Below are 22,727 nucleotides of genomic sequence, written 5' to 3' on the forward strand. Positions count from 1 at the left end.
GTCGGGGTCTACCAAGGGAAAATTCATGGGGTCGAGGGCCAGCACTGCCACGGCTGCTCGCCATGGCCGGCCAGCAGCCGGGTCAGGTGGCGCAGCAGTTCGGCCTGTTGCTCGCGCAGGTAGAAGTGCCCGCCGGGGAAGGCCTGGAAGTCGGTGACCTGGGCGCTGACCTCGGCCCAGGCATAGGCTTCGTCCTGGTCCACCTCGGTGTCCCGGGCCCCCAGGCACACGCTCAGGGGCAGGTCCAGGGCGCGGCCGGGCGCACCGCGGTAGCACTCGATCAGCCGGTAGTCGTTGCGCAACGCCGGCAGGTACAGGTCGCGCAGCGCCGGGTCATCCAGGGGCGACGGCGCACCGTCCGACAGGCGTCGCACATTCGCCAGCAGGTCCTCGTCCGGGCCCAGGTGCAGTTCGCCGCTGCGCTGGCGATGGGGCGCGGGGTGCGCGGACACGATCAACCGTTGTGGCGCCGAGCCCTGCTGCTGCATGCGCGCCGCCACCTCATAGGCCAGGGCCGCGCCCATGCTGTGGCCGAACAGCACCAGGGGCCGGTCCACCAGGTCCGACAGGGCCCGGGTAATAGTGCCCGCCATCCACTCCAGGCTGCCGGGCCAGCTTTCGCTCAGGCGCTCTTCGCGCCCCGGGTACTGCACGCTGACCAGCTCGACATCCGCCGGCAACTGGCCACGCCAGTCGTTGAAAAAGCTCGCGCTGCCACCGGCATGGGGCAGGCACACCAGGCGGCAGCGCGGCGGTTGCGGCTGCGGATAACGACGCAGCCAGGCACTGGGAACCTTTCTCACAGCACGCCCTCCTCTGGCTCGGCCAGCGCCACAGCGGCGAAGTCGGGCAGGCGCACCCGGGTATCCGGCAGCCAGCGCAGCAGTTGTTCCAGGCAGGCCGTCGCGTCCAGCACCTGGGCGGCGTAGTGCAGCCCCTCAGGCAGATGCGCCCACTGCAATGCACAGAAGGCTGCGACGCTGCCGGTCAGGCGCGAGCCGTCGCTGGCCCGCAGCCAGGCGCTGGCCTGCTGCTGGCGGCCCTCGCGCAGGCCGTCGATTTCCACCGCCAGCAGTTGATAGGGCCGGCGCCCGGCCACATCCAGGGCGCTGGCCTGCACCAGCGCAGCGATGTTCTGCGCGCTGCTCCGCGCCTCTGGCGCCGAGCCCTGGATACGTTGCAGGGCCGCCGCCAGTTGGCCGCCCTCGAACAGGTTGAAACCCTGACCGTGGCGCACCGGCACATCACCGAACAGGCGCTGCTGCTCGGTGCTCAGGTACGGATAGGCCTGCACCCCGGCCGGTGGCAGCCAGTCGCGTTGCAATGCCTGTTCGGCACTTGCCGTGCTGCGCACCACCTGCCCTTCGCACCAGCCGCACTGTGCCTGGCCGAAGCCGTTGCCCAGGCTCAGCAGGAAATCCTCGGCAGCCGTGGCGGACAAGCGCCCCAGCCCACCGGCATAGCAGCGCAAGGCATCGACCCGCTGGAAGGACTGCGCCAGCAGTTGCGGAAACAGCCCCGAGAGCCCCGGCAGCATGCCCGCCGACAACAGCACCCGGTGCCCCGCCGGCAACTGTCCCACCAGCCGCTCATGGAGTGGATCGTCGCCCCCCACATCCAGGTAGTCGGCGCCTGCGGCCAGGGCGGCCCGGGCCACCCGATCGAGAATCCGGTAGCTGGGCCCGGCGCAGTTGATCACCAGCGAACAACCAGCGCAGAAGTCCGCCAGGCTCTGTGGCTCCCACAGGTCCAGGGCGCGCACCTCGGCGCGCGCCCCCAACTGCTGGTTCAGTTGCTCGGCCTGCCGCGGATCGCGTCCACCCAGGCGCAGTGCCACCTTGCCGGCCAGCAACTGCGCGACCTGACGGCCGACGCTGCCGTAAGCGCCGACCAGCCCCATCACCCCTGCCCTCATGCCGCCACCTCGGTAGGTGCATCGAAGGCCTGGGCCACGGCTTGCACCTGGGGCTGCTGCATGCAACTGAAATGATCCCCGGGCACATCCACTACCCGCAGCTCACCCAGGCACAGGGCCTGCCAGTAGGCGCTCATGTCACGGTGCATGCCGGGCAGCACCTGCACCTCGCCGCTCTGGCGAATGAACAGCATGTCGCCCTGGTACGGCGTGGCCTCGTGCAGGGCTACCGCGGCCAGGCTGTGGCGCAATACCTGCAACTGCTCGCGCAGCCAGTGCAGGTCGCTCAGTTGCGAACCGGCGTGGCGCATGGCCTCGGCAATGGCCTGCAGGCGCTGCTCCGGGGTCTTGTGTGCCAGACGCCGCAGGCAGGCCAGGGCCGGGGCGCACTGGGCATCCTCGCTCAAGGCCAGCAGCGAACCCTGGGGCACGCGCCCCGGAGTCTGCGTCAGCACCCGTGCGATGGTGCGTTCCATGGCCTGTTCATCCTCGGGGTAACCCAGGGCCAGCGGATCGGCCTGCATCACCCGGGCGAACACGTACTCGGCCAAGAGGTCGTCCTCAATCATGAACGGCACCCGGTAGCTGCTGATCACGCTCAGTTGCAGCACCTCGACGGAGCGCGCCGCCAGGCACGCCGCCAGCTCGGTGGCCAGCAGCCCGCCCAGGCAGTAGCCGACGATGCTCACCTGGCGCCGGCCTTCGGCCTGCAGAGTGTCGGCATAACGCTCGGCCAACTGGCGGATCGCCGTGGCCGGCTCCAGGGCCAGGTAGGCCGGCACATCGTTGAGCACCAGCCCTTCCAGGGGCGCTTCTTCCCCCAGGGCGGCAAACAGCGCGCGGTACGGCGCCAGGGTGCCGCTGCCGTCGTGGACGAAGATCCGCGTCGGGCCCTGGGCCTTGTCGCTGATGCGCACCAGCGGCGAATCGCCCTCCACGCCCTGGCCTCGCAGGTAATCGGCCAGGGCCGCCACCGTGGGCTGGTTGATCAACTGGCGCAGCAGGTCACTCCAGGGCAACTGCCGGGCCTGGGGCAAGGCTTCACGCAGGCGGCCCACCACCTGGGCCACCAGCAGCGAGTCGCCGCCAAGCTCGAAGAAGCCCTGGTCACGGCCCACCGCCGGCACCCGCAACAGGGTCTGCCAGACTTCGGCAATGCTGCGTTCCAGCTCATCCACGGGCGCCGCGCCGCTGCTGGCCTGCTGCTCGGGGCCGGCCACGCCGATCCGCGCCAGGGCCTGGCGGTCGACCTTGCCGTTGGCGGTCAGGGGCATTTCATCGAGGATCTGCCAGTGGCTCGGGATCATGTACTCCGGCAGGTGCCGGGCCAGATGGGCCCGCATCTGCTCGGGCTCCAGGGCCTGGCGCTCGCTCTTGAAGCGGGTGATGAACAGGTGCTGGCCGATCTGCGACATGGCGTCATCGGCCCCGGGCAGGCACAGCGGGGTCTCGCCTCCGGCCTCCAGCAGCAACTGCTGCCACTGCTCGCGGCGGATGAAGGTGGTATCCAGTTCGGCCCGGAAATCCTCGAAGGCGGTGAGGCCCTCCTTGAACTCCATGGACGCCATGATCTGGTAGGTGTCGCGAGTGGCCTCGATGAAGATCAGCCAGCCGCCCGGGGCCAGCATCTCCCGCAGCCGCGCCAGCACCCGGCTGGCGTGCCGCGAGTTGTGCAGCACGTTGGCGCAGAGGATCACGTCCAGGGAGTTGGCGGCCACGCCCTGGGCCCAATGGTCCTGGTTGAGGTCGAACAGCCCGTAGCTGACCCAGGGGTAAGCGGCGAAATGTTCCCGGGCCTCGTTGAGGAAGAACTGCGACAGGTCGGTGAACTGGTAGTCCACCGCCAGCCCGTCCAGGGCCGGGATCAGGTCGGCGCTGGTGCCGCCGACCCCGGCGCCGATTTCCAGCAGGCGCAGGCGCTGGCCGGCCGGACGCTGGCGGATGATCTCCTGCACCGCGGCGCACACCGCCTGGTTCAGGTACTGGCTGATCAGGTTCTTGCGGTAGGCGCCTTCGGCGGTGTCGGTGCGGCCCTGGGGAAACAGCAGGTGCAGCGGGTCCAGTTGGTCGCTCATCAGCGCCGGCAGTTGCTCCTGGCTTTCGCGCAGGTAGCGCAGCACTTCGGCGCCCCAGCCCACGGACGGTTCCAGGGCATCGATGCGCTGCCATTGCTGGCGGTATTCCTCGGCCGATACCTGCAGGCCCGAATAACGCCCGGTGTGCAGGTCCCGGTGCACCAGGCCTTCCCGGGCCAGGGCTTGCAGCCAACGGCGGATCAAGCGCTGGTTGCGCGGCGCCACCTCACAAGCCGCGACAATCTCGTCCAGGGCATGGCTCTGCCCGGCGCTCTCGAACAAGCCGGGGCGTTGCAGGGCCAGGCCCATGGACAGCAGTGCGGCGCGCTCGACACAGGCCGACATCTCGCTCACCAGGGCATCGCTCAAGCCGCCGCGCACGGCTTCGGCCGCCGCCTGGGTGCGCGCCTGCAACTGCGCCGGCCAGGCGATCGGCGTGTCCCGCAGGCTGGCCCGCAAGCAGGCTTGCAAGTGCCGCTCGAAGGCACCCTCGCCCGCTGCCACCACCACCGCGGACTCCACATGGGGATGGCTGAGCAGCGCGCTTTCCACCTCCGCCAGTTCAATGCGGTGGCCACGGACCTTGACCTGGAAATCTTCGCGGCCGAGGAACTCGATCAGGCCGTCGTCCAGGTAACGCCCCAGGTCGCCGGTGCGGTACAGGCGCTCGCCGCTGCGCGGATGGTCGACAAAGCGCTCGGCGGTTTTCTCGGCATCCCCCAGGTAACCCAGGGCCAGACCGCTACCGGCGATGTACAGCTCGCCGGCCACCCCTTGCGGGCGATCCCGGCCCTGCTCGTCGAGCACCATGAAGCGCTGATTGGCCAGGGGCATGCCGTAGGGAATGCTGCGCCACTGGGGGTTGACCTGGGTAATCGGATAGTAGATCGACCAGATCGCCGCTTCGGTGGCGCCGCCGAGGCTGATCAGCCGCAGCCCGGGCAGTAGCTGGGCGGCCTCCGCCGGCAGGTTCAGGGGGATCCAGTCTCCAGACAGCAGCGCCAGGCGCAGGGAACCGGGGGCCATGGATGGCACGGCCTGCAGGTAGTGGGTGAGCATCTGCAATTGCGCCGGCACCGAGTTCCACAGGGTCACCCCGTGTTCCCGGACGCACTCGGCCCAGTGCGAAGGGTCGGCGCGGCGTTGCGGGTCCGGCAGCACCAGGGCGCCGCCCACGGCCAGCAGGCCGAAGATGTCGTACACCGACAGATCGAAGCCCAGGCTGGCCAGGGCCAGTACCCGGTCTTGGGCCTCGATGGCAAAGCGCTGGTTGATGTCGACGATGGTATTGAGGGCCGCCTGATGGTTGATCATCACGCCCTTGGGCACCCCGGTGGAGCCCGAGGTGTAGATCACGTAGGCCAGTTGCTGCGGGTCGATGTCCAGGCTCGGCAACGCCCGTTGTGCCGCCCGCGGGCCCTGGTCCACCGCGATCACCTGGGTCACCCGCGCCGGCCAGCACAGGCTGTCGCTCAGCCAGGACTGGCTGAGCACCCGGGCGACCTCGGCGTTGTCCAGGATCAACTGGCGCCGGGCCTCGGGCTGGTTGGTGTCCAGGGGCAGGTAGGCGGCCCCGGCCCGCAGGATGCCGAGCACCGCGATCACCTGTTCCAGGCCCTTGTCCATGCACACCGCGACCCGCTCTCCAGGCTGGCAGCCGGCGTCGAGCAAGGCTTCGGCCACGGCTTCGGCGCGCCCGGCCAGTTCGCCGTAGCTCAGTTGCGCGGCGCCCTGGATCAGCGCCACACGCTCGGGAGCAGCCGCGGCCTGGCGCCAGAACGGCTCATGCAGCAGGCCGGAGGGCAAAGGCGCGGCAGTCTGGTTCACCAGCTCGCGCTGCAGACGCTGGGCCGCCGGCAACTCCAGGCAGTCATCCAGGGTCCAGGCCGATGGCTCCCGGGCCAGGCGCTTGAGCAGGCGTTCGAAGGTGTCGAACAGCGCATCCAGCAGGGTCTCGCTGAACACCCCTTCGCGGATGTCCCAGTTGATCGCCAAGCCGTCGTCACGCTCGCTGACCTGGCAGTCGATCAGCACCTGGGGCGTCTGGCTGATGCCGAACACCAGCTCGGCACCGGGCATGAAGGCCCCGCCGCCGCTCTCGCCGCCGGCCCCCAGGGTGCTGGTGAAGGCGTAGGGCATCAGCGCCGCGTCCTGGCCCTTGCGCCGCGCCAGCTCGCGCAGCACTTCGATGCCCGAACACAGGCGATGGTCCATGTCCTGCCACAGGCGCTCCTGCAGCTGCTGGCTGCGCTGGCCGAAGCTGCCGCCTTGCAGGGTCTGCACTTCCAGCAGTTCCACCGAGCTGAAGTCCCCCACCAGGCGATCCACCTGGGGGTGCAGGGACAGGCGATTGAGCAGGGTCAGGCTCAGGCAGAAGTGCCCGCGCCGGCTCCAGCGGCCCAGGGTTTCGGCATAGGCCGAGAGGATTGCCGCCGACACACCGACCCCGGCCGCCGCCGCGTTCAGGCGCAAGGCATTGCAGTCCCGGGCCTCCAGGCCCATGGCCCGGCGCTGGAAGCGCGGCCCGCTGGGCGGCCCCAGCAATGGCAGTTCCGGCGCACCCGGCAGGCTGTCGACCCGCGCCCACCAGTAGTCGCGATCACGCTGGTAGCGCGGCTGCTCGCGCAGGCGGCGCTCACCCAGCACATAGTCGCGAAAGCTGATCTGCGCCGGCGCCGGCAGGCTCTCGCCGCGGTACAGCTGCTGCAGTTCGGCCAGCAGCATGCGCACGCTCTGGTAGTCGCACACCAAGAGGTCCACTGACAGGTGCAAGCGCGAGGTGTCGCGGCCCTGGCTCACGCACAGCTCGATCAGCGGCCATTGCTGGGGCGGTGCACGGCGCAGTTCCATGCGCTCGCGCAAGGCCTGCAAGGCGCTGCCGTCGTCCCGGCTCAGGTCGTGGCGGGCGATGGAGTAATGCGGCACCTGGGGCAGGATGCGCTGGTAGCCCTCCTCCAGGACCACGGCCCGCAGCATCTCGTGACGCGCGATCAACTGGTTCCAGGCCTGCTCCAGGCGCACCGGGTCCAGGTCCTTCTGGGCGAACTCCAGGTAGCCGTGGCAGGCCACGCCGCCGTAGCTGAAAGCCGTGGTGCGGCCCAGCAGGTAGGCGGCCTGCACGTCGGTCAGCGGGAAGGGTTCTTCCCGGGCCGAATGGTCGGCCTCCAGGGTCGGCATCTGCGCCGCTTGCAGCTGTTGCAGCAGCGCCTCCTTGTGTTCGCGCAGCTGTTGCAGGCGCGCCTCGTCCATGACCCCGGCCGGGGCCCGATAGCGCAAGCGACCCTGTTCTTCCCAGAGCTCCACACCCAGTTGTTGCAGATCCTGTTGCAGTTGCTGCAGCGTCATAACACGCCCTCCACCATTGCGTTCTGATTGACGGGCCGCTGTTCCCGGCGCGAGGCAAGCAACTGCCCCTGCAGGGCCACGGTGGCCGCGTTGAAAAAATCCTTGAGCGACAGTTCCAGCTGGAACTGCCGGGCGATGCGTTCGATCAACCGGGCCGCCAGCAGGCTGTTGCCGCCCAGGGCAAAAAAGCCCTGGTGCCGGCCCACCTGCGGCACCTCCAGCAGCTCCTGCCAGAGCGCGGCCACGGCCTCTTCCCATTCCCCTTGCGGCGGCTCGGCACTCTGCGGCTGGATGCCCCGGCGCTGCTCCTGCAGCAGCCACAGCAAAGCCGCGCGATCGACCTTGCCGTTAGTGCTCAGGGGCAGTTCCGGCAGGCTCAGCCAGAGGTCCGGAAGCATGTGTTCGGGCAGCCATTGCCCCAGCCACTGGCGCAGGGCCTGGGGCTCGGGCAGCGGCTCCCGGGCCAGCAGCACCGCCGCCAGCTGGGCTTCGCTGCCGGGCAGCACCAGGCTCAGCGCGCGGTCGATGGCCGGGTGGCGCTCCAGGGCCACATCGATTTCTGCCAGCTCGATGCGAAAGCCGCGGACCTTGACCTGATGGTCCAGGCGCCCGAGAAACTCCAGGCTGGCGTCGGCCCAGTAGCGGCCCTGGTCGCCGGTGCGATACCAGCGCCGGCCCTCGTGCTCGACAAAGCGCTGGGCGCTGAGGGTCGGCAGGCCGCGATAGCCGGCGGCCACCCCGGCACCGCCGATCCACAGCTCGCCGGGCACCCAGTCCGGGCAGTCCCGGCCCTGGCTGTCCACCACCCGGAAGCACTGGTTGTCCAGGGGCCGCCCGTAGGGGATCGAACGCCAGTGCCCGGGCACCTGCGCCACGTCCTGGTAGTTGGACCAGATCGCCGCCTCGGTGGCGCCGCCCAGGGCCACGAACGGCACGCGGTGGCCCGCCGCCCGCTCCAGGCGCCGTGGCAGGTCGAGACCGACCCAGTCACCGGAGACCATGGCCAGGCGCAAGGCTCCCAGGCCGCCGTCGTCGCGCACTTGCAGGGTCAGCATGTCCAGCAGCGCCGGCACCGAGTTCCACACACTCACCCGCTGCTCGCGGATCAGCCGCAGCCATTCCCGGGGCTCCTTGCGCAGCCCGTCCGCCGGCAGCACCAGGGCGCCGCCGACACTCAGCAGGCCGAACAGGTCGTACACCGACAGGTCGAAATCCAGGGCCGAGACCCCCAGCACCCGATCCTCGGCGCTCACCTGGTAGCGCCGGTTGATGGCGGTGATGGTGTTCATCGCCGCCTGGTGGGACAGTTCCACGCCCTTGGGTTCGCCGGTGGTGCCCGAGGTGAAGATCACGTAGGCCAGGGCATCCGCCGCCATCTCCAGGGGTTGCCCCAGCGCTGGTGCGACCAGCGCCTGGGCCAGGGTCACCACCCGCAGTTCGGCGAGCCAGATACCGCCCTCGCGGTGGGCCTGATCGGTGATCACCACCCGCGCCCCGGCGCGCTGGTAGATCATGTCGCGGCGCGCCGGCGGCTGCTCGATGCCCACCGGCACATAGACCGCCCCTGCGGCAAGGGTCCCCAGCACCGCGACCACCTGGTCGCGGCCCTTGGGCAAGGTGATCGCCACCGCGTCACCCGGCTGCACGCCCCACTCGCCCAAGGCCCCGGCCAGTTGCAGGGCCTGCCGGGCGAGCTCGGCGTAGCTCAGGCTGCCCTGCTCGCAGATCAGCGCCACGGCCTCGGGGTTCAGGCGCGCCTGCTGGAAAAAGCCCTGGTGCAACAGCTGAGCCGGGGTCGCGTGTGCGGTGGCATTGACCTGCTGGCGGCGCTGCTGTTGCGCCGCCGGCAGCGGCAAGGGCGCCACCTGCTGCCAGTCGTTGGCGCACAGCCACAACAGCAAGGCGCGGTAGGCGTCGAACATCTCGTCCAGCAGGCCTTCGGGGAACAGCGCGTCCACCGCGTCCCAGTTCAGCAGCAGGCCGTCGGCCAGCGGGTAGCTCTGGTGGTCGAGCCAGACCTGGGGCGTCTGCGACAGCGCCCAGCCCGGTTCGCCCAGTTGCTCGCGGCAGGTGGCGTCGACAAAGGCCGGGCCCAGGTTGCAGGCGAACACCACCGGCGCGCCCTGGCCACCGCCCTGGCGCAGCCGCGCCCGCTCGCGCAGCACCTCGACCCCGGGCCAGGCGCTGTGGGCGATGTCGCGGTGCAATTGAGCCTGCAACGCCAGGGCCTGCTGGCTGAAGGGCGCGGGCTGGCGCTGGTCGACTTCCAGCAGCACCAGGTTGGAAAAGTCCGCCAGCAGATGAGGCACGCACGGGTGCAGTTCCTGGCGATTGAACAGCGGCACGTTGAGCAGGAAATGCTGGCTGGCGCTCCAGCGCCCCAGCACCTGGGCATAGGCGCAGGCCAGCACGCTGGCCAGGGTCAGCCCGTGCTGCCGGGCGCGCTGCTCCAGGGCCTGCAACTGGCCCTGGTCCAGACGCATGGCCAGGCGGCGAAAACGCGCAGTGCCGGCGTTCTGCGGCTCCTGGGCCAGGGGCAGTTGCGGGCCGTCCGGCAGCTCTTCCAGGCGCTCCAGCCAATAGTCCCGGGCCGCCGCCAGCAGTGGCGCGCGCGCCGCCTGTTCGGCCCGCAGGTAGTCGGCGAAGTTCCAGTCCAGGGCCGGCAGGCTGTGCTCCTGGCCGGCATGGATCAGCGCCAGGTCGCGCAGCAGGATGCCAATGCTGAGCACGTCAGCCACCAGCAGGTCGATGTTCAGGTGCAGGCGGCTGCGACCTTCGGGCAGCAGGCTCAACTGCACATCGAACACCTGCCCGCGGCTGACCTCCAGGCTCCGGTGCGAGAGGTTTTCGCGGATCTGTTCCAGGGCCTCGGCAGCCCCGACGCAGGAAGCCTGGCGCAGGTCGTGGACGGTCAGCCCGGGCCAGGGGCTCTGGGGCAGGATGCGCTGGCAGGTGTCGCTGATAAAGCACGCCCGCAGCATCGGATGGCGCTGGCACAGGCGGCGCAGGGCCTGCTCCAGGCGCTGGGGCTCCAGGCCATGGCCGTCCAGTTCCTGGTACAGGTGGCAGCCGACGCCGCCCAGGGGCATGCCCGGATCGCGGCCGAACCAGTAGGCCTGTTGCAGTGGGGTCAGGGAGAAATCGCTGTCGGCAGGAGCGCTGGCCACAGCCTGCAGGCGCGGCGCCGCGAGGCCACGGCGAGCCTCAATCAGCGCCCACCAGGCGTCCAGGGTCGGTTGCTGGATCAGTTCGGCGAAGCTCAGGGCCACGCCTTCGGCGGCCAGCAGCGCCGGCAGGCGCATGATGCTCACCGAGTCGAGCCCCTGCTCGATCAGGGAGGCCTGGGGTTCAAGATCCTCGGCGCTGTAGCCGAGCAGCCGGGCAATGCCTTCGCAGAGTCCTTGGGGTGAATGACTCAGGCCGGCGTGCGCTGGATGAGCGCGTGCCAGTGCTGGGTTATCGGTCATGGTGGACGTTCCTTTGGGGTACGGAAGGGGGTTGGCGCAGGCGCCAGCGATTGATCGCCTCGCGCTCGTGGAACAGCTCGCGATAACGGCCCGGGGCCGCCATCAGTTGGGCGTGGGTACCGCGCTGGGCCAGGTGGCCCTGCTCCAGCAGGAGAATCTGTCCGGCGCTGGGGGCCAGGGTCGGTTTGTGAGTCACCAGCAGCACAGTGTGCTTGCGCGCCAGTTGCAGCAGGCAACGGTTGACCCGGGCCTCGCTGATGGCATCCAGGGCCGCGGTGGGTTCGTCCAGCAGGATCAGGCTGGCGTCCTTGAGCAGCACCCGGGCCAGGGCCAGGCACTGGCGCTCGCCCCCGGAGAGGCTGACGCCGCCCTCGCCGACCCGGGTTTGCCAGCCCTGGGGCAGGCGCTGGGCCACAAGGTCCAGGCCGGTGGCGCGGGCGGCGTCCATCAGTTGGCTGTCGCTGGCCTCGGGGCCGCCCAGGCGCAGGTTGTCCAGCAAGCTCGCAGCCAGCGGCGGACAGTCCTGGAACATCAGGGCGATGGAACGATCGCGCTGCGCGGCGGACAGTTGGTGCAGGTCGACACCACCCAACAAAATGGCGCCGCTATCGACATCGCTGAACCGCGCCAGCAGGCGCAGCAGGCTCGACTTGCCGGAGCCGGAGGCGCCCACCAGCAGGTTCAGCGAGGCCGGCGCCAGCTCGAAGCTGATGCCCTGCAGGATCACCTGCTCCTGGCGCACCAGCCCCAGGTCGCGCACCTGCACCTGATGCCCCCGGGGTTCCTCGGGCTGGCTCGGCTCCGGCAGCGCCGGCAGGCGCAACAAGTGGCGCAAACGGTTCAGGCCATGGCGGGTCTGGCGTAAGGTCGTGCCGAGGTTGACCAGGGTACCCATGGGCTCCACCAGGCAGGTGGCGAGCACCGCCAGCGCCAGGTACTGGGCCACTCCCAGGCTGCCACCGAGCACTGCATACAGGCCGCATAGCAGCATCGCGGTGTAGCCGGCCTGGAGTACCACCGCCAGCCCCAGGGCCGCCGGAAAGGTCCGCCAGTGGGCCCGACGCTGGGCCCGGCGCTGTTGCTGCAAGGCCTCGCTGAGCAGGCTGAAGCCTTCGCCGGTGCGGCCACTGGCACGCAGCAGCGGCTGCTGGCGCAGGAACTCCAGGACCCGCGCCGCCGCCTCGTTGGCCGCCGCCTCACTGCGGCTTTCGGCCTGGCCGCCCCAGCGTACGCCCCAGTGGTAGAACACCAGCAGCAGGGGCACGCTGGCCAAGGCCGCCAGGGCCATGGTGCGGTCATAGAAGAACAGCGCCACAAGCAGCGCCAGGGGCGTCAGCAAGGCGTTGGCCATGGGCTGCAACAGGTGCGCCGGGGTGCTCATGATCTGCAGTACGGTGTGGGTCACCAGCCGATTGAGCTCGGCGCTGCGGCGCTCGACGAACCACTCCAGGGGCAGGCGCACCAGTTGTTCGCCGATGCGCAGGTTCAACGACTGGGCCGCCGCGGCGCCCGCGCGGTAACCCGCCAGCTGCGCATGCCGGCGCAACCCCAGGCACAGCAGCGCGAAACCGGCAAAGGCCCCGGCCCATCGCCACGGCGCCTGCCCGGCAGCGGCATCGAACAGGCTGGCAAAGGCCATGGGCAACAGGGCCAGCGCCGCGCCCTGGGCCAGGGCACTGGTGGCCATGGCCAGCAAGGCCCGGCGCAGCAGGCTGGCTTCGGCCGGCTGCAAACTGCGTAACAGTGCGCCAATCATGCCTGCTCCCCCGCCGTTTCCACGGCGCAGAACTGCTGCGCCGCCCACAGCCAGGCATACACCCCCTGCTGCTCCAGCAGGGCCTGGTGCCGGCCGCATTCCACCAGTTGCCCGGCCTGCAGCACGGCAATCTGGTCGGCATCCTGGATACTGCTCAGGCGATGGGCGATCACCAGCACCGTGCGCCCCGCCGCCAGCCGCGACAACGCCTGCTGGATCGCCGCTTCGGACTCCGGGTCGCTGGCGGCGGTGGCTTCGTCCAGCACCAGGATCGGTGCCTGGCTGAGCATCGCCCGGGCAATGCCCAGGCGCTGCACTTCACCACCGGAGAGCTGCACGCCACTGCCCAGCTGGGTGTGATAACCCTGGGGCAAGGCGGTGATACGACTGTGGATCTGCGCCGCCCGGGCCGCCTCCTCGACCTCGGCCAGCGTGGCCTCGGGACGCCCCAGGCGCAGGTTGTCCAGAACGCTGCTGCGCAGCAGGCGCACGTCCTGGAAGACAAAGGCCACCTGGCGATAGAGAGTCGCGCTGTCCATGTCCCGCAGGTCGACGCCGCCGATGCGGATGGCCCCGGCGCTGACGTCGGCAAAGCGCGCCAGCAAGGTGGCCAGGGTCGACTTGCCAGCGCCCGAATCCCCCACCAGGGCGGTCAGGGTCCCCGGTTGCAGGCACAGGTCGATGCCGTGCAGCACCTGGGTGCCGTCGGGGTAGCTGAAAGCCACTTCATCAAAGATCACCTGATGCCCCTCGGGCTCCCGGGAAAATGCCGGCTGCGCCTGCACCGGGGTACTCAGCACGGTGCTGATGCGCTGCGCCGCCGCCCGGCCCTGGACCAGGGAATCGGCGCCATGCCCCAATGCCGCCACCGGCGCCGCCAGGGCCGGGCCAAGCAGGGCGAACGGCAACAGTTGCACCGGGTGCAGCCAGCCGGCCGCCGTCAGCGCCACCCCGGCCACCAGCACCAGGGCCAGCACCAGCAAGGGCGACAGCAGCACCTCGACACTCGCCCCCAGGCCCGCCCAGCGCTCCACCCACTGGGAGAAAAAACGCCCGAAACCCTGCACCGCGCTGACGAAATCCGCCTGCACCCGCTCGGCACGGCCGAAGGACTTGACCATGGCGATGCTCTGCACAAAGTTCAGGGTCGCGGTGGACAGGTCGCCCAGGGCCGCCCCCAGGCGCTGGCGCTCGGCCTGATAGGCCGGGGTGCGCATGACCCGCAAGCGCCACAGCGCCAGCAATGGCGGCAGCAGCACCACCAGGGTCATGGGCAGGCTCACCGTGAGCAGGTAGACCAGGCTGGCCAGGGGCACCACCAGCGCCGCCACCAGGTTGTTGGGCAGGTGCGCCACCAACTGGTGCAGGGCGCCGACATCATCCAGCAAGGCCCGTTCGGCGGTCTCCCGCTGCTGGCCGAACCAGGCCAGGGGCACCCGTGCCAGGTGCGCGGCGATGCGCTGGCGCAACTGGCGTTGCAGGTCGCTATCGGCCAGGTGGGTGATCTGCAATGCCGCCGCCAGCCCCAGCAGGCGCAGGAGCAAGGCGGCGGCGCCGGCCAGCAGCCAGAACTGCGCACGCTGCGCATCCAGCTCGCCGGCGAGCAGCAGCGGCGCCAGTTCGGCCACGGCAATGAACGGCAACAGCCCCACCAGCGCCGCCAGGGCCTGCAGCAGCATGGCCGCCAGCAGGCGCCCGCGCACCGGGTGCAACAGGTCGCAAAGTCCTTGTCGTTCAGCCACGGGCGCCACTTCCCTCCAGGGGTTCGGCCTGGGCGCCGAAGTACAGGGCCTGGATCGCCTCGCGCAGGTGCTTGCGGCTGACCTTGCCGACCCCGGTCTGGGGGAAGGCCGGGATGAACTCGAAGCGGTCCGGCAGCTTGAACGCCGCCAGGCCCTGGGCCCTTAGGTGACGCAGCAGTTCCGGGGCCCGGGGCGCGGTGCCGCGGGGGATGACGAAGGCGCAGGTGCGTTCGCCCAGGAAGGCATCAGGCATCGCCACCAGGGCGATGTCGGCCACCGCCGGGTGGCTGAGCAGCAGGTTTTCCACTTCTTCGGCAGCGATCTTTTCGCCCCCGCGGTTGATCAGGTCCTTGTCGCGCCCTTCCACCATCAGGTAGCCGTCGGCGGTGAGCATGACCCGGTCGCCGGTGCGGTAGAAACCATCGGCCGTGAAGGCCTGGGCGTTGTGCTCGGGGTAACGGTAGTAACCGCGGATGGTGTAGGGGCCGCGGGTCAGCAACTGCCCCACCTGCCCCACCGGCACCGGTTGCTCATGCTCGTCCACCACACGAATTTCGTCCGCCGGCGACAGCGGCCGGCCCTGGGTGTGCAGCACCCGCTGTGGCGGGTCCTCGGGGTCGGTGTAGCAGATCAGCCCCTCGGCCATGCCGAACACCTGCTGCAGGCGGCAGCCGAGCACCGGTTCGATGCGCCTTGCGGCCTCGTAGCTGAGTTTGGCGCCGCCCACTTGCAGCAGTTGCAACGGCGCCAGGCCACGCCCACGGGCCTGGGCCGCTTCCAGCCAGACCAGGGCCAGGGGCGGCACCAGCGCGGTGTGGGTCACCCCCTGGCGCTCGATCAGTTCGAAGCAGACTTCCGGGCTCGGCGAGGGGCTCAGCACCACCCGCCCGCCCACCGAAAAGGTGCCGATGAACCCTGGGCAGCACATGGGAAAGTTGTGCGCCATGGGCAGCGCCACCAGGTACACGCTGGCCTCGGACAGGCCACAGCGCTCGGCACTGGCCCGCAGGTTGTAGAGGTATTCGTGGTGCCGGCGCGGGATCAGCTTGGGCACCCCGGTGGAGCCGCCGGAGAGCTGGAAACAGGCCACCGCGTCGGCGCTGGGGGGCAGGAAGGTGCGCGCAGGCGCCGGCTCATACAGGCTGTGCAAGGCCGTGAATTCCTCGGCCTCGCCGGCGACTACCACCCACTCCAGCTGCGGGTTGCGGTCCTTGAGGTCGCGGGCCATGGCCCGATAGTCGAAGCTGGCGTCCCGGTCGGCGCAGAAGTAGGCCCGGGCCTGGGCGAACTCGCAGAAGCGGCCGATTTCCAGGTGCCGGTGGGCCGGCAGCGCGAAGATCGGCCGCACCCCGAGGCGGTAAAGGGCAAAGCAGACTTCGACGAAGGCCGCACTGTTGGGCAGTTGCAGCACCACGTTGTCGCCGGCCCGCAGCCCCAGCCGGTACAGGCCGGCGGCCAGTTGGTCGACCCGCAGGTCCAGTTGCCGGTAGCTCAGGTGCTGCTCGCCCTCGGTCAGTGCTTCACGCTCGGCAAAGGCCTGGGCGGCGCTGCGCAGCAGGTCGCCAAAGGTTTCGTCGCGCCAGTAGCCGGCCTGGCGGTAGCGCTGGGCGAAGTCTTCGGGCCAAGAGGGGCAATCCTTGAGGTCATCGAAAGTGGACATGCTGTCTCCTGATGTTTTTTACGCAAAAAGCGGCCCCGGACCTGAGAGATCAGGCCCCTGGAATGAGCTGGGAATCCGCCGTCAGGGGTGGCGGGAATGAAGAGTCGCCGGCGGTCCTGCGGCGCTGTGGAGCAAGGGGTCGTCCATGGGAGGCTGCCGTGCCTGGAAATGAGAGTGATTATTAATAGGCAATTTGCCGGACCCGGCAATCGGCAGGACATTCGTTTGCGCGGCTTTTTCTTTTGATTGCGCGGCGCGCCCCGGAAAGAGCGCGGCAGGACGGTGCTCGAAGGCTAAAGGATAATCATTCTTAATTACAGAAAGGCAATTTCCTGCTAGCGTATGGCCTCTTTTCAGGTCCACAGGGAGTTCGCCATGCTCAGCCCCAACGCTGCGCCGCAGCCTGTCAAAAGGGATTCCACCCTGCACTTTCCCAACCCGCAGCACACCGGGTCGGCCGCTGTAGTCCCGGAGGTCACCCTCTCCACCGGGACCGTGCTGATGGACAGCCAGATGTGGATGCAGGAGCCGCTCTGGGAAGGCCTGAAAATCATCCTGGTGCTCAGCGGCCAGCTCAATTGCCGGGTCGAAGGCCAGCCCGAAGTGGAGATCCGCGGGCCGACCCTGTGCGCCGTGGCCAACCAGGGCGAGCACTGCGGCGACCACCTGTTCGCCAGCGGCGTGCCGGTGCGCTACACCACGGTGCAGCTGGACTTCCCCTCGATCCGCAATGTCGGCCTGGAACCCGAGCGCCTGCTCGATCAGCGCGGCGGCGGCCCGATGCTGTTCTGCCAGCCGGCGAGCAAACCGCTGCTGGCCCTGGCGCAACAGATCTTCACCTGCCCGCTGCAGGGCCCGACCCGCTCCTTCTACCTGGGTGGCAAGGCCCTGGAACTCACCGCCCTGGGGGTCGAGGGGATTCTCGCCCAGGCCGAATCCAGGCCACTGCAGGACAGCCCATGCAGCTCGGCGGACATCGAGCGCATCCATGCCGCCCGTGACCTGCTGCTCAACTCATTGCAGGATTCGCCTTCGCTGTCGGAGCTGTCGCGCCAGGTGGGCCTGAACCCGCGCAAGCTCACCGCCGGTTTCCGTCAGGTGTTTGGCACCAGCGTCTATGCCTACCTGCAGGAGCAGCGCCTGGGCGCGGCCTATCGCTTGCTCGCCAGTGGCGAGACCAATGTCTCCAGCGCGGCTTATCGGGTCGGCTACAGCCCGGCGCATTTCTCCACGGCCTTTCGCAAGCGCTTCGGGGTGTCGCCCAAGTCCTTGCGTTGAGCCCGCTCCTGCTCGAGCCTGCTCCATCCAAAGCTGCGCCTGGTGATCCGGGCGCCCTCCCCGCGCCGTACCGCAAACGAAAGAAATGGTCGCTCAAGCCAAAGTTTTAGCCCGCAACCCAAGCTCACAAATGAGATACGTTTGCATTCTCATTTAATCCCCATCACGGAGTGAAGCATGGGTAGCCGCGTTGCGCACCGAAACACCTCAGGTTGTCCCGTCAATTGTGTGGTCTCGCGTCCGGCTCTGGGCCGCAACCCGCTGGCGTGCCTGATCCACGGCCTGGCCCTGGGCCTCTCGCTGACCCAGGCCGGCGCCGCGCTGGCCGCCGATGGCGATACCGACCAGGACCACGCCCTGACCCTGGACACCAGCGTGATCAGCGCCACCCAGCCCGACTCCGCCACCGGGCCGCAGGCCGGTTACGTGGCCAAGCGCAGCCTCAGCGGAACCAAGACCGATGCCAGCCTGAGCGAAATTCCCCAGTCGATTTCCGTGATCACCCGCGACCAGATGGATGCCCAGCAGGTGCAATCGGTGAACGAGGCGCTGCGCTACACCGCCGGGGTCCAGGCCAATACCACCGCCGCCAGCCAGCGCTTCGACACCCTCTCGATCCGCGGTTTCGACGTCACCACCGGCATGCTCCGCGATGGCCTCAAGGGCAATACCGCCCAGGCCTGGCCCAAGGTCGAAGCCTATGGCCTGGAGCGCATCGATGTGCTCAAGGGCCCGGCCTCGGTGCTGTTCGGGCAGAACTCGCCGGGGGGCGTGGTCAACCAGATCAGCAAGCGCCCGCTGGACAAGCCCTTCCATGAAGTGCAGATCCAGGGGGGCAGCTTCGACCGGGCCCAGGGCCAGTTCGACTTCAGCGGGCCGCTGGATGATGAAGGGCAATTCCTCTATCGCCTGGTGGGCCTGGAGCGCGACAGCGGCACCCAGTTCGATCACATCAAGGACGACAAACAGTACTTCGCGCCCTCCTTCACCTGGAAGCCCAACGACGACACCAGCCTGACCCTCCTGGCCGACTACACCCAGGACACGTTCGGCGCGCCGCGGGTGTTCCTGCCGGCCCAGGGCACCCTGCTTGGCAACCCCAATGGCAAGGTCAGGCACAACGTCTTCCTCGATGAACCGGGGCTGGACAACGACCGCACCCAGTACTCCCTGGGCTACCTGCTGGAGCACCGCCTGAATGACGTCTGGAGCCTCAATTCCAGCGCCCGCTACGGCCACGTCAACCTGCTGACCAACACCGCCAGCGGCATGTCCCTGGCTCCGGACCTGCGCACCCTGAACCGCGCGGCCTATCGCTTTCGCATCGTCGGCGACACCTACTCCCTGGACAACAATGCCCAGGCCCGCTGGAACCTGGGCAGCACGCAGATGGTGTCGCTTTTGGGGATCGACTACCGGCGCACCCGCGAGGATTACTACCTGCGCGGCGGCTCGGCTTCGCCCATCGACATCTATAACCCGGTGCACGGCGGCGTGTTCGACCCCAGCACCCCCTTCACCAACACCGTGCAGCGCGCCGATCAGGTCGGGGTCTACGCCCAGCAGCAGTTCACCTTCGATGAGCATTGGGTGCTCACCGTCGGCGGACGCCAGGACCGCTCCAGCGCCCGAACCGATAACCGCATGAACGACAGCGGCAGCAAGCAGGACGACGAAAAGTTCACCTACCGCACCGGGCTGGTGTACCTGGCGGACAACGGCCTGGCGCCCTACATCAGCTATTCCACGTCCTTCGACCCGGTGCTGGGCACCAACTTCTACGGCACGCCGTACAAGCCCACCAGCGCCAAGCAATCGGAAGTGGGGGTCAAGTACCAGCCGCCGGGCATCGACAGCTACATCACCCTGTCGCTGTTCGACCTGACCCAGGAAAACGTCCTGACCACCGACCCGGCCCAACGCCTGAACAAGATCCAGACCGGCGAGATCAACGTGCGCGGCATCGAGCTCGAAGGCAAGGCCAGCCTGGCCCGGGGCCTGGACCTGCTGGCGGCGCTGACCTACAACGACGCCGAGGTGAGCAAGAGCAACAACCCGCTGGAGAAGGGCAAACGCCCCACCGACACCCCGGAAAAAATGGCCTCGCTGTGGGCCGACTACACCTTGCCCGAAGGCCCCCTGAGCGGCCTGGGCTTCGGCGCCGGGGTGCGTTACATCGGCTCCACCGAGGCCGATGCCGCCAACACCCAGCGCGTGCCCTCCTACACCTTGCTGGACGCGGCGGTGCACTACGACTTCGACAAGCTGATCCCGGCGGCCAAGGGCCTGCGCCTGGCGGTGAATGCCACCAACCTCACCGACAAGCACTATTACGAAGGCTGCTCACTGACCAATTGCAGCGCCGGTTATGACCGCAGTGTCATCGCCAGCCTGCGCTATCGCTGGTAAGCCGCCGATGCTGTCCATGCGTGATATCTGGCTCAGGCTGCACCGCTGGCTGGCCCTGTGCCTGGGGCTGCTCCTCGCGCTGCTGGGCCTCAGTGGTTCGCTGCTGGAGCTCAAGGGGCCGATCCTGCGCTGGGAGGTCGGTGCGCAGATGCTGCAACTGGCCCCTGGCGAGCATGGCACGCTGCTGCAACAGGACGCCTGGATCAGGGCCGCCTCCGACGCCTACCCGCAACTGCACAAGGCCTTCGGCGCAGCCCCACCGCGCCAGGGCTTTCTCGAATCGGACAATGTGATCGTCTTCGGGGCCCTCAAGGAGCGTCCCGGCACCGGCATCGCCATGATCGATCCTTATAGCGGCGAACCCCGGGGCTTCTTCGTCTTCGAGGACCTGTGGCTGGCCAAGCTGGTGGCGCTGCACCGCAGCCTGCTGCTGCCGCCAGCCTGGGGTTCGAACCTGGTGCTGCTCTGTGGCCTGGCGCTGCTGGGCTCCCTGGGCAGTGGCCTGTACCTGTGGTGGCCGGGCCGGCGCAGTTGGTGGAAGGCCGCCAGCCTGCGTCCCGGCAGCCGGGGCAACCGGCGCCTGCGGGAATGGCACAACGTGGCGGCGGCCTGGCTGTGCCTGCCGCTGCTGCTGATTGCCGGCAGCGGTGCCTGGCTGGCACGCCCGGACCTCTTCACCTGGCCCGGCGCCCAGCCGATGGCGATCAAGCCGCTGTTTTCCGCGGCCCATGGCCACTTGCTGCTGGGCACCCCCGGCGCCTGGCTGGCTTTTCTCTGCGGTATTTCGTTACCCCTTCTGTACCTCACCGGCCTGCTGCTGTGGTGGCGCAAGCGCGCTGCCCGCCGGGCCGTCCAATCGTTCAAGGAAACTAGCCATGACACACCGTGATTTCTTGCGCCGCGCCCAGCGCGGGCTCTTGCTCGGCCTGCTGCCCCTGGGCCTGCTATGGGCCGCCACGGCCAGCGCCGCGACCCTCACCGATCTGGCCGGACGCCAGGTCCAGGTGCCGGAGAAGGTCGAGCACATCCTGCTCGGCGAAGGCCGGATGATCTATTCCCTGTCGCTGCTCGAAGGCCAGAACCCGTTCGCCCGTCTCGCCGGTTGGCAAGGGGACTTTCGCGGCCTCGACGTGCAGGGCTACGAGGCCTATCACAAGGTCTTCCCCCAGGCCGACAAGGTGCCGCTGGTGGGCGGCACCTCGGCCGAGACCTTCAGCGTCGAAAAGGCCCTGGCGGTGCACCCGGACCTGGCGATCATGGCCCTGAGCGGCGGCCATGGGCCGAGCCCCGACAGCGAGGCGGTGAAACAGCTGGAGGCCGCCGGGGTGGCGGTGATCTTCGTCGACTTCAGCGACCATCCCCTGAGCAACACCGTGCCCAGCATGCGCCTGCTGGGCCAGGCCCTGGGCCGTGAGCAGCGGGCCGAGGAATTCATTGCCTTCTATCAACAGTCCCTGGCCAAGGTCACCCAGACCCTGGCCAAGGCCGGTACCGTCAAGCAGCCGAAGATCTTCATCGACATGCTCGCCGGGCTGCAGGACTGCTGCGGCTCGCCAGGCACCGGCAACTTCGGCGAGATGATCAAGCTGGCGGGCGGGCGCAACATTGCCGACGGGCGCATACCCGGGCCCATTGGTGTGCTCAACGTGGAGTACATTCTCTCCAGCGACCCGGACGTTTACGTGGCCACCGGGGTCTTTGCCGCCGGCCAGGGCGGCGTGACCCTGGGTTACTCCGCCACCCTGCAACAGGCTCGGGACAGCCTGCGCCAGGCCGCCCAGCGCCCGCCGCTGAATGAACTGCGGGCGGTGCGCGAAGGCAATGTGCACGGCTTGTGGCACATCTTCTATGACTCGCCGGAACACCTGATCGCGGTCCAGGCCCTGGCCAAGTGGCTGCACCCGGAGCTGTTCAAGGACCTGGACCCGGACCAGACCCGCCGCGAGCTGTACCAGCGCTTCATGCCGATTCCCGCCAGCGGCGTGTTCGCCACGAGCCTGAAACCATGACCCAGGCTGCCACCGACGTGGCGGACAACCTTGCCGCCGGCCATTACCAGCGACGCCACGGGCGCCGAGTGCTGCTGTTGGGCGGGCTGGCCCTGGCCCTGCTGCTGTCCCTGGCCCTGGACATCACCACCGGGCCTTCGGGGATGAGCCTGTCGCGCCTGCTGCAGGTGCTCTGGGACCCGGGCTCGATGCCCCGGGTGGAAGCGGTGATCGTGTGGAACGTGCGCCTGCCCTACGCCCTGATGGCGGTGCTGGTGGGGGCCGCCCTGGCCCTGGCCGGGGCGGAGATGCAGACCGTGCTCGACAACCCCCTGGCCAGCCCCTTCACCCTCGGTGTATCCGCCGCCGCGGCGTTCGGTGCAGCCCTGGCCATCGTCCTTGGCCTGGGCCTTCCCGGGGTGCCGGCGCAGTACCTGATCTCGGCCAACGCCTTCCTCTTCGCCCTGGCCTCGGTGGCCTTGCTCTACCTGCTGGCACGCTGGCGCGGCTTCGGCGTGGAAAGCCTGGTGCTGTTCGGCATCGCCCTGGTGTTCGCCTTCAATGCCCTGGTGGCGCTGCTGCAATTCGTCGCCACCCAGGACAGCCTGCAGCAACTGGTGTTCTGGACCCTGGGCAGCCTGGCCCGGGCCTCCTGGGAAAAGCTCGCGGTACTGGCCCTGGCGCTGTTGCTGTGCCTGCCCTTCTCCCTGCGCCAGAGCTGGGCCCTGACCGCCCTGAGCCTGGGCGAGGAACGGGCCCGCAGCTTCGGCATCGACGTTGGCCGCCTGCGCCTGCTGTCACTGTTGCGCATCAGCCTGCTGTCGGCCCTGGCGGTGTCCTTTGTCGGCACCATCGGCTTTATCGGCCTGATCGCCCCGCACATCGCCCGCCTGCTGGTGGGCGAGGACCATCGGCTGTTCCTGCCGGCCAGCGTGCTCAGCGGCGGGCTGATCCTGTCCATGGCCTCCATCGCCAGCAAGGCGCTGATCCCCGGGGTGCTGATTCCGGTGGGTATCGTCACCGCCCTGGTGGGCATTCCCTTCTTCATGGCCATCGTCATGCGCAACCGTCGAGGTGTCCTGTGAAGCCGCT

General features: G+C 69.0%; 12 protein-coding genes. 5 read left to right on the top strand and 7 right to left on the bottom strand.

Annotation, left to right across the window (positions count from 1 at the left end; genetic code table 11):
* Window positions 1-23: 23 nt before the first annotated feature.
* The 7 genes from PFLCHA0_RS17605 to PFLCHA0_RS17635 are packed head-to-tail and all read right to left on the bottom strand — an operon-like array spanning window position 24 to window position 15,960.
* Window positions 24-803, bottom strand: coding sequence for a thioesterase II family protein (locus PFLCHA0_RS17605; protein ID WP_015635958.1), 780 nt, complete (start codon window positions 801-803; stop codon window positions 24-26).
* The gene (locus tag PFLCHA0_RS17610) at window positions 800-1,915 is read right to left on the bottom strand and encodes a saccharopine dehydrogenase NADP-binding domain-containing protein (protein ID WP_015635959.1); all 1,116 of its coding nucleotides are present in this window, start codon (window positions 1,913-1,915) and stop codon (window positions 800-802) included. The genes PFLCHA0_RS17605 and PFLCHA0_RS17610 overlap by 4 nt, the downstream gene beginning before the upstream one ends.
* Window positions 1,912-7,335, bottom strand: a complete 5,424-nt coding sequence (locus tag PFLCHA0_RS17615) for a non-ribosomal peptide synthetase (RefSeq protein ID WP_015635960.1) — start codon at window positions 7,333-7,335, stop codon at window positions 1,912-1,914. The genes PFLCHA0_RS17610 and PFLCHA0_RS17615 overlap by 4 nt, the downstream gene beginning before the upstream one ends.
* The gene (locus PFLCHA0_RS17620) at window positions 7,332-10,802 is read right to left on the bottom strand and encodes a non-ribosomal peptide synthetase (RefSeq protein WP_015635961.1); all 3,471 of its coding nucleotides are present in this window, start codon (window positions 10,800-10,802) and stop codon (window positions 7,332-7,334) included. The genes PFLCHA0_RS17615 and PFLCHA0_RS17620 overlap by 4 nt, the downstream gene beginning before the upstream one ends.
* The gene (locus tag PFLCHA0_RS17625; protein ID WP_015635962.1) at window positions 10,792-12,558 is read right to left on the bottom strand and encodes an ABC transporter ATP-binding protein; all 1,767 of its coding nucleotides are present in this window, start codon (window positions 12,556-12,558) and stop codon (window positions 10,792-10,794) included. The genes PFLCHA0_RS17620 and PFLCHA0_RS17625 overlap by 11 nt, the downstream gene beginning before the upstream one ends.
* Window positions 12,555-14,300, bottom strand: a complete 1,746-nt coding sequence (locus PFLCHA0_RS17630) for an ABC transporter ATP-binding protein (protein WP_015635963.1) — start codon at window positions 14,298-14,300, stop codon at window positions 12,555-12,557. Before PFLCHA0_RS17630 ends, PFLCHA0_RS17625 begins: the two co-directional genes overlap by 4 nt.
* A complete protein-coding gene (locus PFLCHA0_RS17635) occupies window positions 14,293-15,960 on the bottom strand; it encodes a (2,3-dihydroxybenzoyl)adenylate synthase (RefSeq protein WP_015635964.1) in 1,668 nt (555 codons plus the stop codon). The genes PFLCHA0_RS17630 and PFLCHA0_RS17635 overlap by 8 nt, the downstream gene beginning before the upstream one ends.
* 375 nt (window positions 15,961-16,335) lie before the next feature.
* Here PFLCHA0_RS17635 and PFLCHA0_RS17640 point away from each other — a divergent pair, with 375 nt between their 5' ends.
* The 5 genes from PFLCHA0_RS17640 (at window position 16,336) to PFLCHA0_RS17660 (ending at window position 22,720) form a co-directional block, all read left to right on the top strand.
* On the top strand, window positions 16,336-17,238 hold the full coding sequence (locus PFLCHA0_RS17640) for an AraC family transcriptional regulator (protein WP_041752319.1): 903 nt from the start codon (window positions 16,336-16,338) through the stop codon (window positions 17,236-17,238).
* Between the two features lie 177 nt (window positions 17,239-17,415).
* Window positions 17,416-19,647, top strand: coding sequence for a TonB-dependent siderophore receptor (locus PFLCHA0_RS17645; RefSeq protein WP_015635966.1), 2,232 nt, complete (start codon window positions 17,416-17,418; stop codon window positions 19,645-19,647).
* 16 nt (window positions 19,648-19,663) lie between these two features.
* Window positions 19,664-20,536, top strand: a complete 873-nt coding sequence (locus PFLCHA0_RS17650) for a PepSY domain-containing protein (protein ID WP_230493562.1) — start codon at window positions 19,664-19,666, stop codon at window positions 20,534-20,536.
* Window positions 20,523-21,656, top strand: a complete 1,134-nt coding sequence (locus PFLCHA0_RS17655) for an ABC transporter substrate-binding protein (RefSeq protein ID WP_015635968.1) — start codon at window positions 20,523-20,525, stop codon at window positions 21,654-21,656. The genes PFLCHA0_RS17650 and PFLCHA0_RS17655 overlap by 14 nt, the downstream gene beginning before the upstream one ends.
* Complete coding sequence (locus tag PFLCHA0_RS17660) at window positions 21,653-22,720, top strand: FecCD family ABC transporter permease (protein ID WP_015635969.1); 1,068 nt, start codon at window positions 21,653-21,655, stop codon at window positions 22,718-22,720. The genes PFLCHA0_RS17655 and PFLCHA0_RS17660 overlap by 4 nt, the downstream gene beginning before the upstream one ends.
* Window positions 22,721-22,727: the final 7 nt, after the last annotated feature.

Source organism: Pseudomonas protegens CHA0 (assembly GCF_000397205.1).
Lineage (GTDB): Bacteria > Pseudomonadota > Gammaproteobacteria > Pseudomonadales > Pseudomonadaceae > Aquipseudomonas > Aquipseudomonas protegens.

Bases quoted from the DNA above. Each gene is read 5' to 3' on its own strand.
- PFLCHA0_RS17660 (WP_015635969.1), top strand. From the start codon at position 21,653: ATGACCCAGGCTGCCACCGACGTGGCGGACAACCTTGCCGCCGGCCAT.
- PFLCHA0_RS17655 (WP_015635968.1), top strand. From the start codon at position 20,523: ATGACACACCGTGATTTCTTGCGCCGCGCCCAGCGCGGGCTCTTGCTC.
- PFLCHA0_RS17615 (WP_015635960.1), bottom strand. From the start codon at position 7,335: ATGACGCTGCAGCAACTGCAACAGGATCTGCAACAACTGGGTGTGGAG.
- PFLCHA0_RS17620 (WP_015635961.1), bottom strand. From the start codon at position 10,802: ATGACCGATAACCCAGCACTGGCACGCGCTCATCCAGCGCACGCCGGC.
- PFLCHA0_RS17625 (WP_015635962.1), bottom strand. From the start codon at position 12,558: ATGATTGGCGCACTGTTACGCAGTTTGCAGCCGGCCGAAGCCAGCCTG.
- PFLCHA0_RS17645 (WP_015635966.1), top strand. From the start codon at position 17,416: ATGGGTAGCCGCGTTGCGCACCGAAACACCTCAGGTTGTCCCGTCAAT.
- PFLCHA0_RS17610 (WP_015635959.1), bottom strand. From the start codon at position 1,915: ATGAGGGCAGGGGTGATGGGGCTGGTCGGCGCTTACGGCAGCGTCGGC.
- PFLCHA0_RS17640 (WP_041752319.1), top strand. From the start codon at position 16,336: ATGCTCAGCCCCAACGCTGCGCCGCAGCCTGTCAAAAGGGATTCCACC.
- PFLCHA0_RS17650 (WP_230493562.1), top strand. From the start codon at position 19,664: ATGCGTGATATCTGGCTCAGGCTGCACCGCTGGCTGGCCCTGTGCCTG.
- PFLCHA0_RS17635 (WP_015635964.1), bottom strand. From the start codon at position 15,960: ATGTCCACTTTCGATGACCTCAAGGATTGCCCCTCTTGGCCCGAAGAC.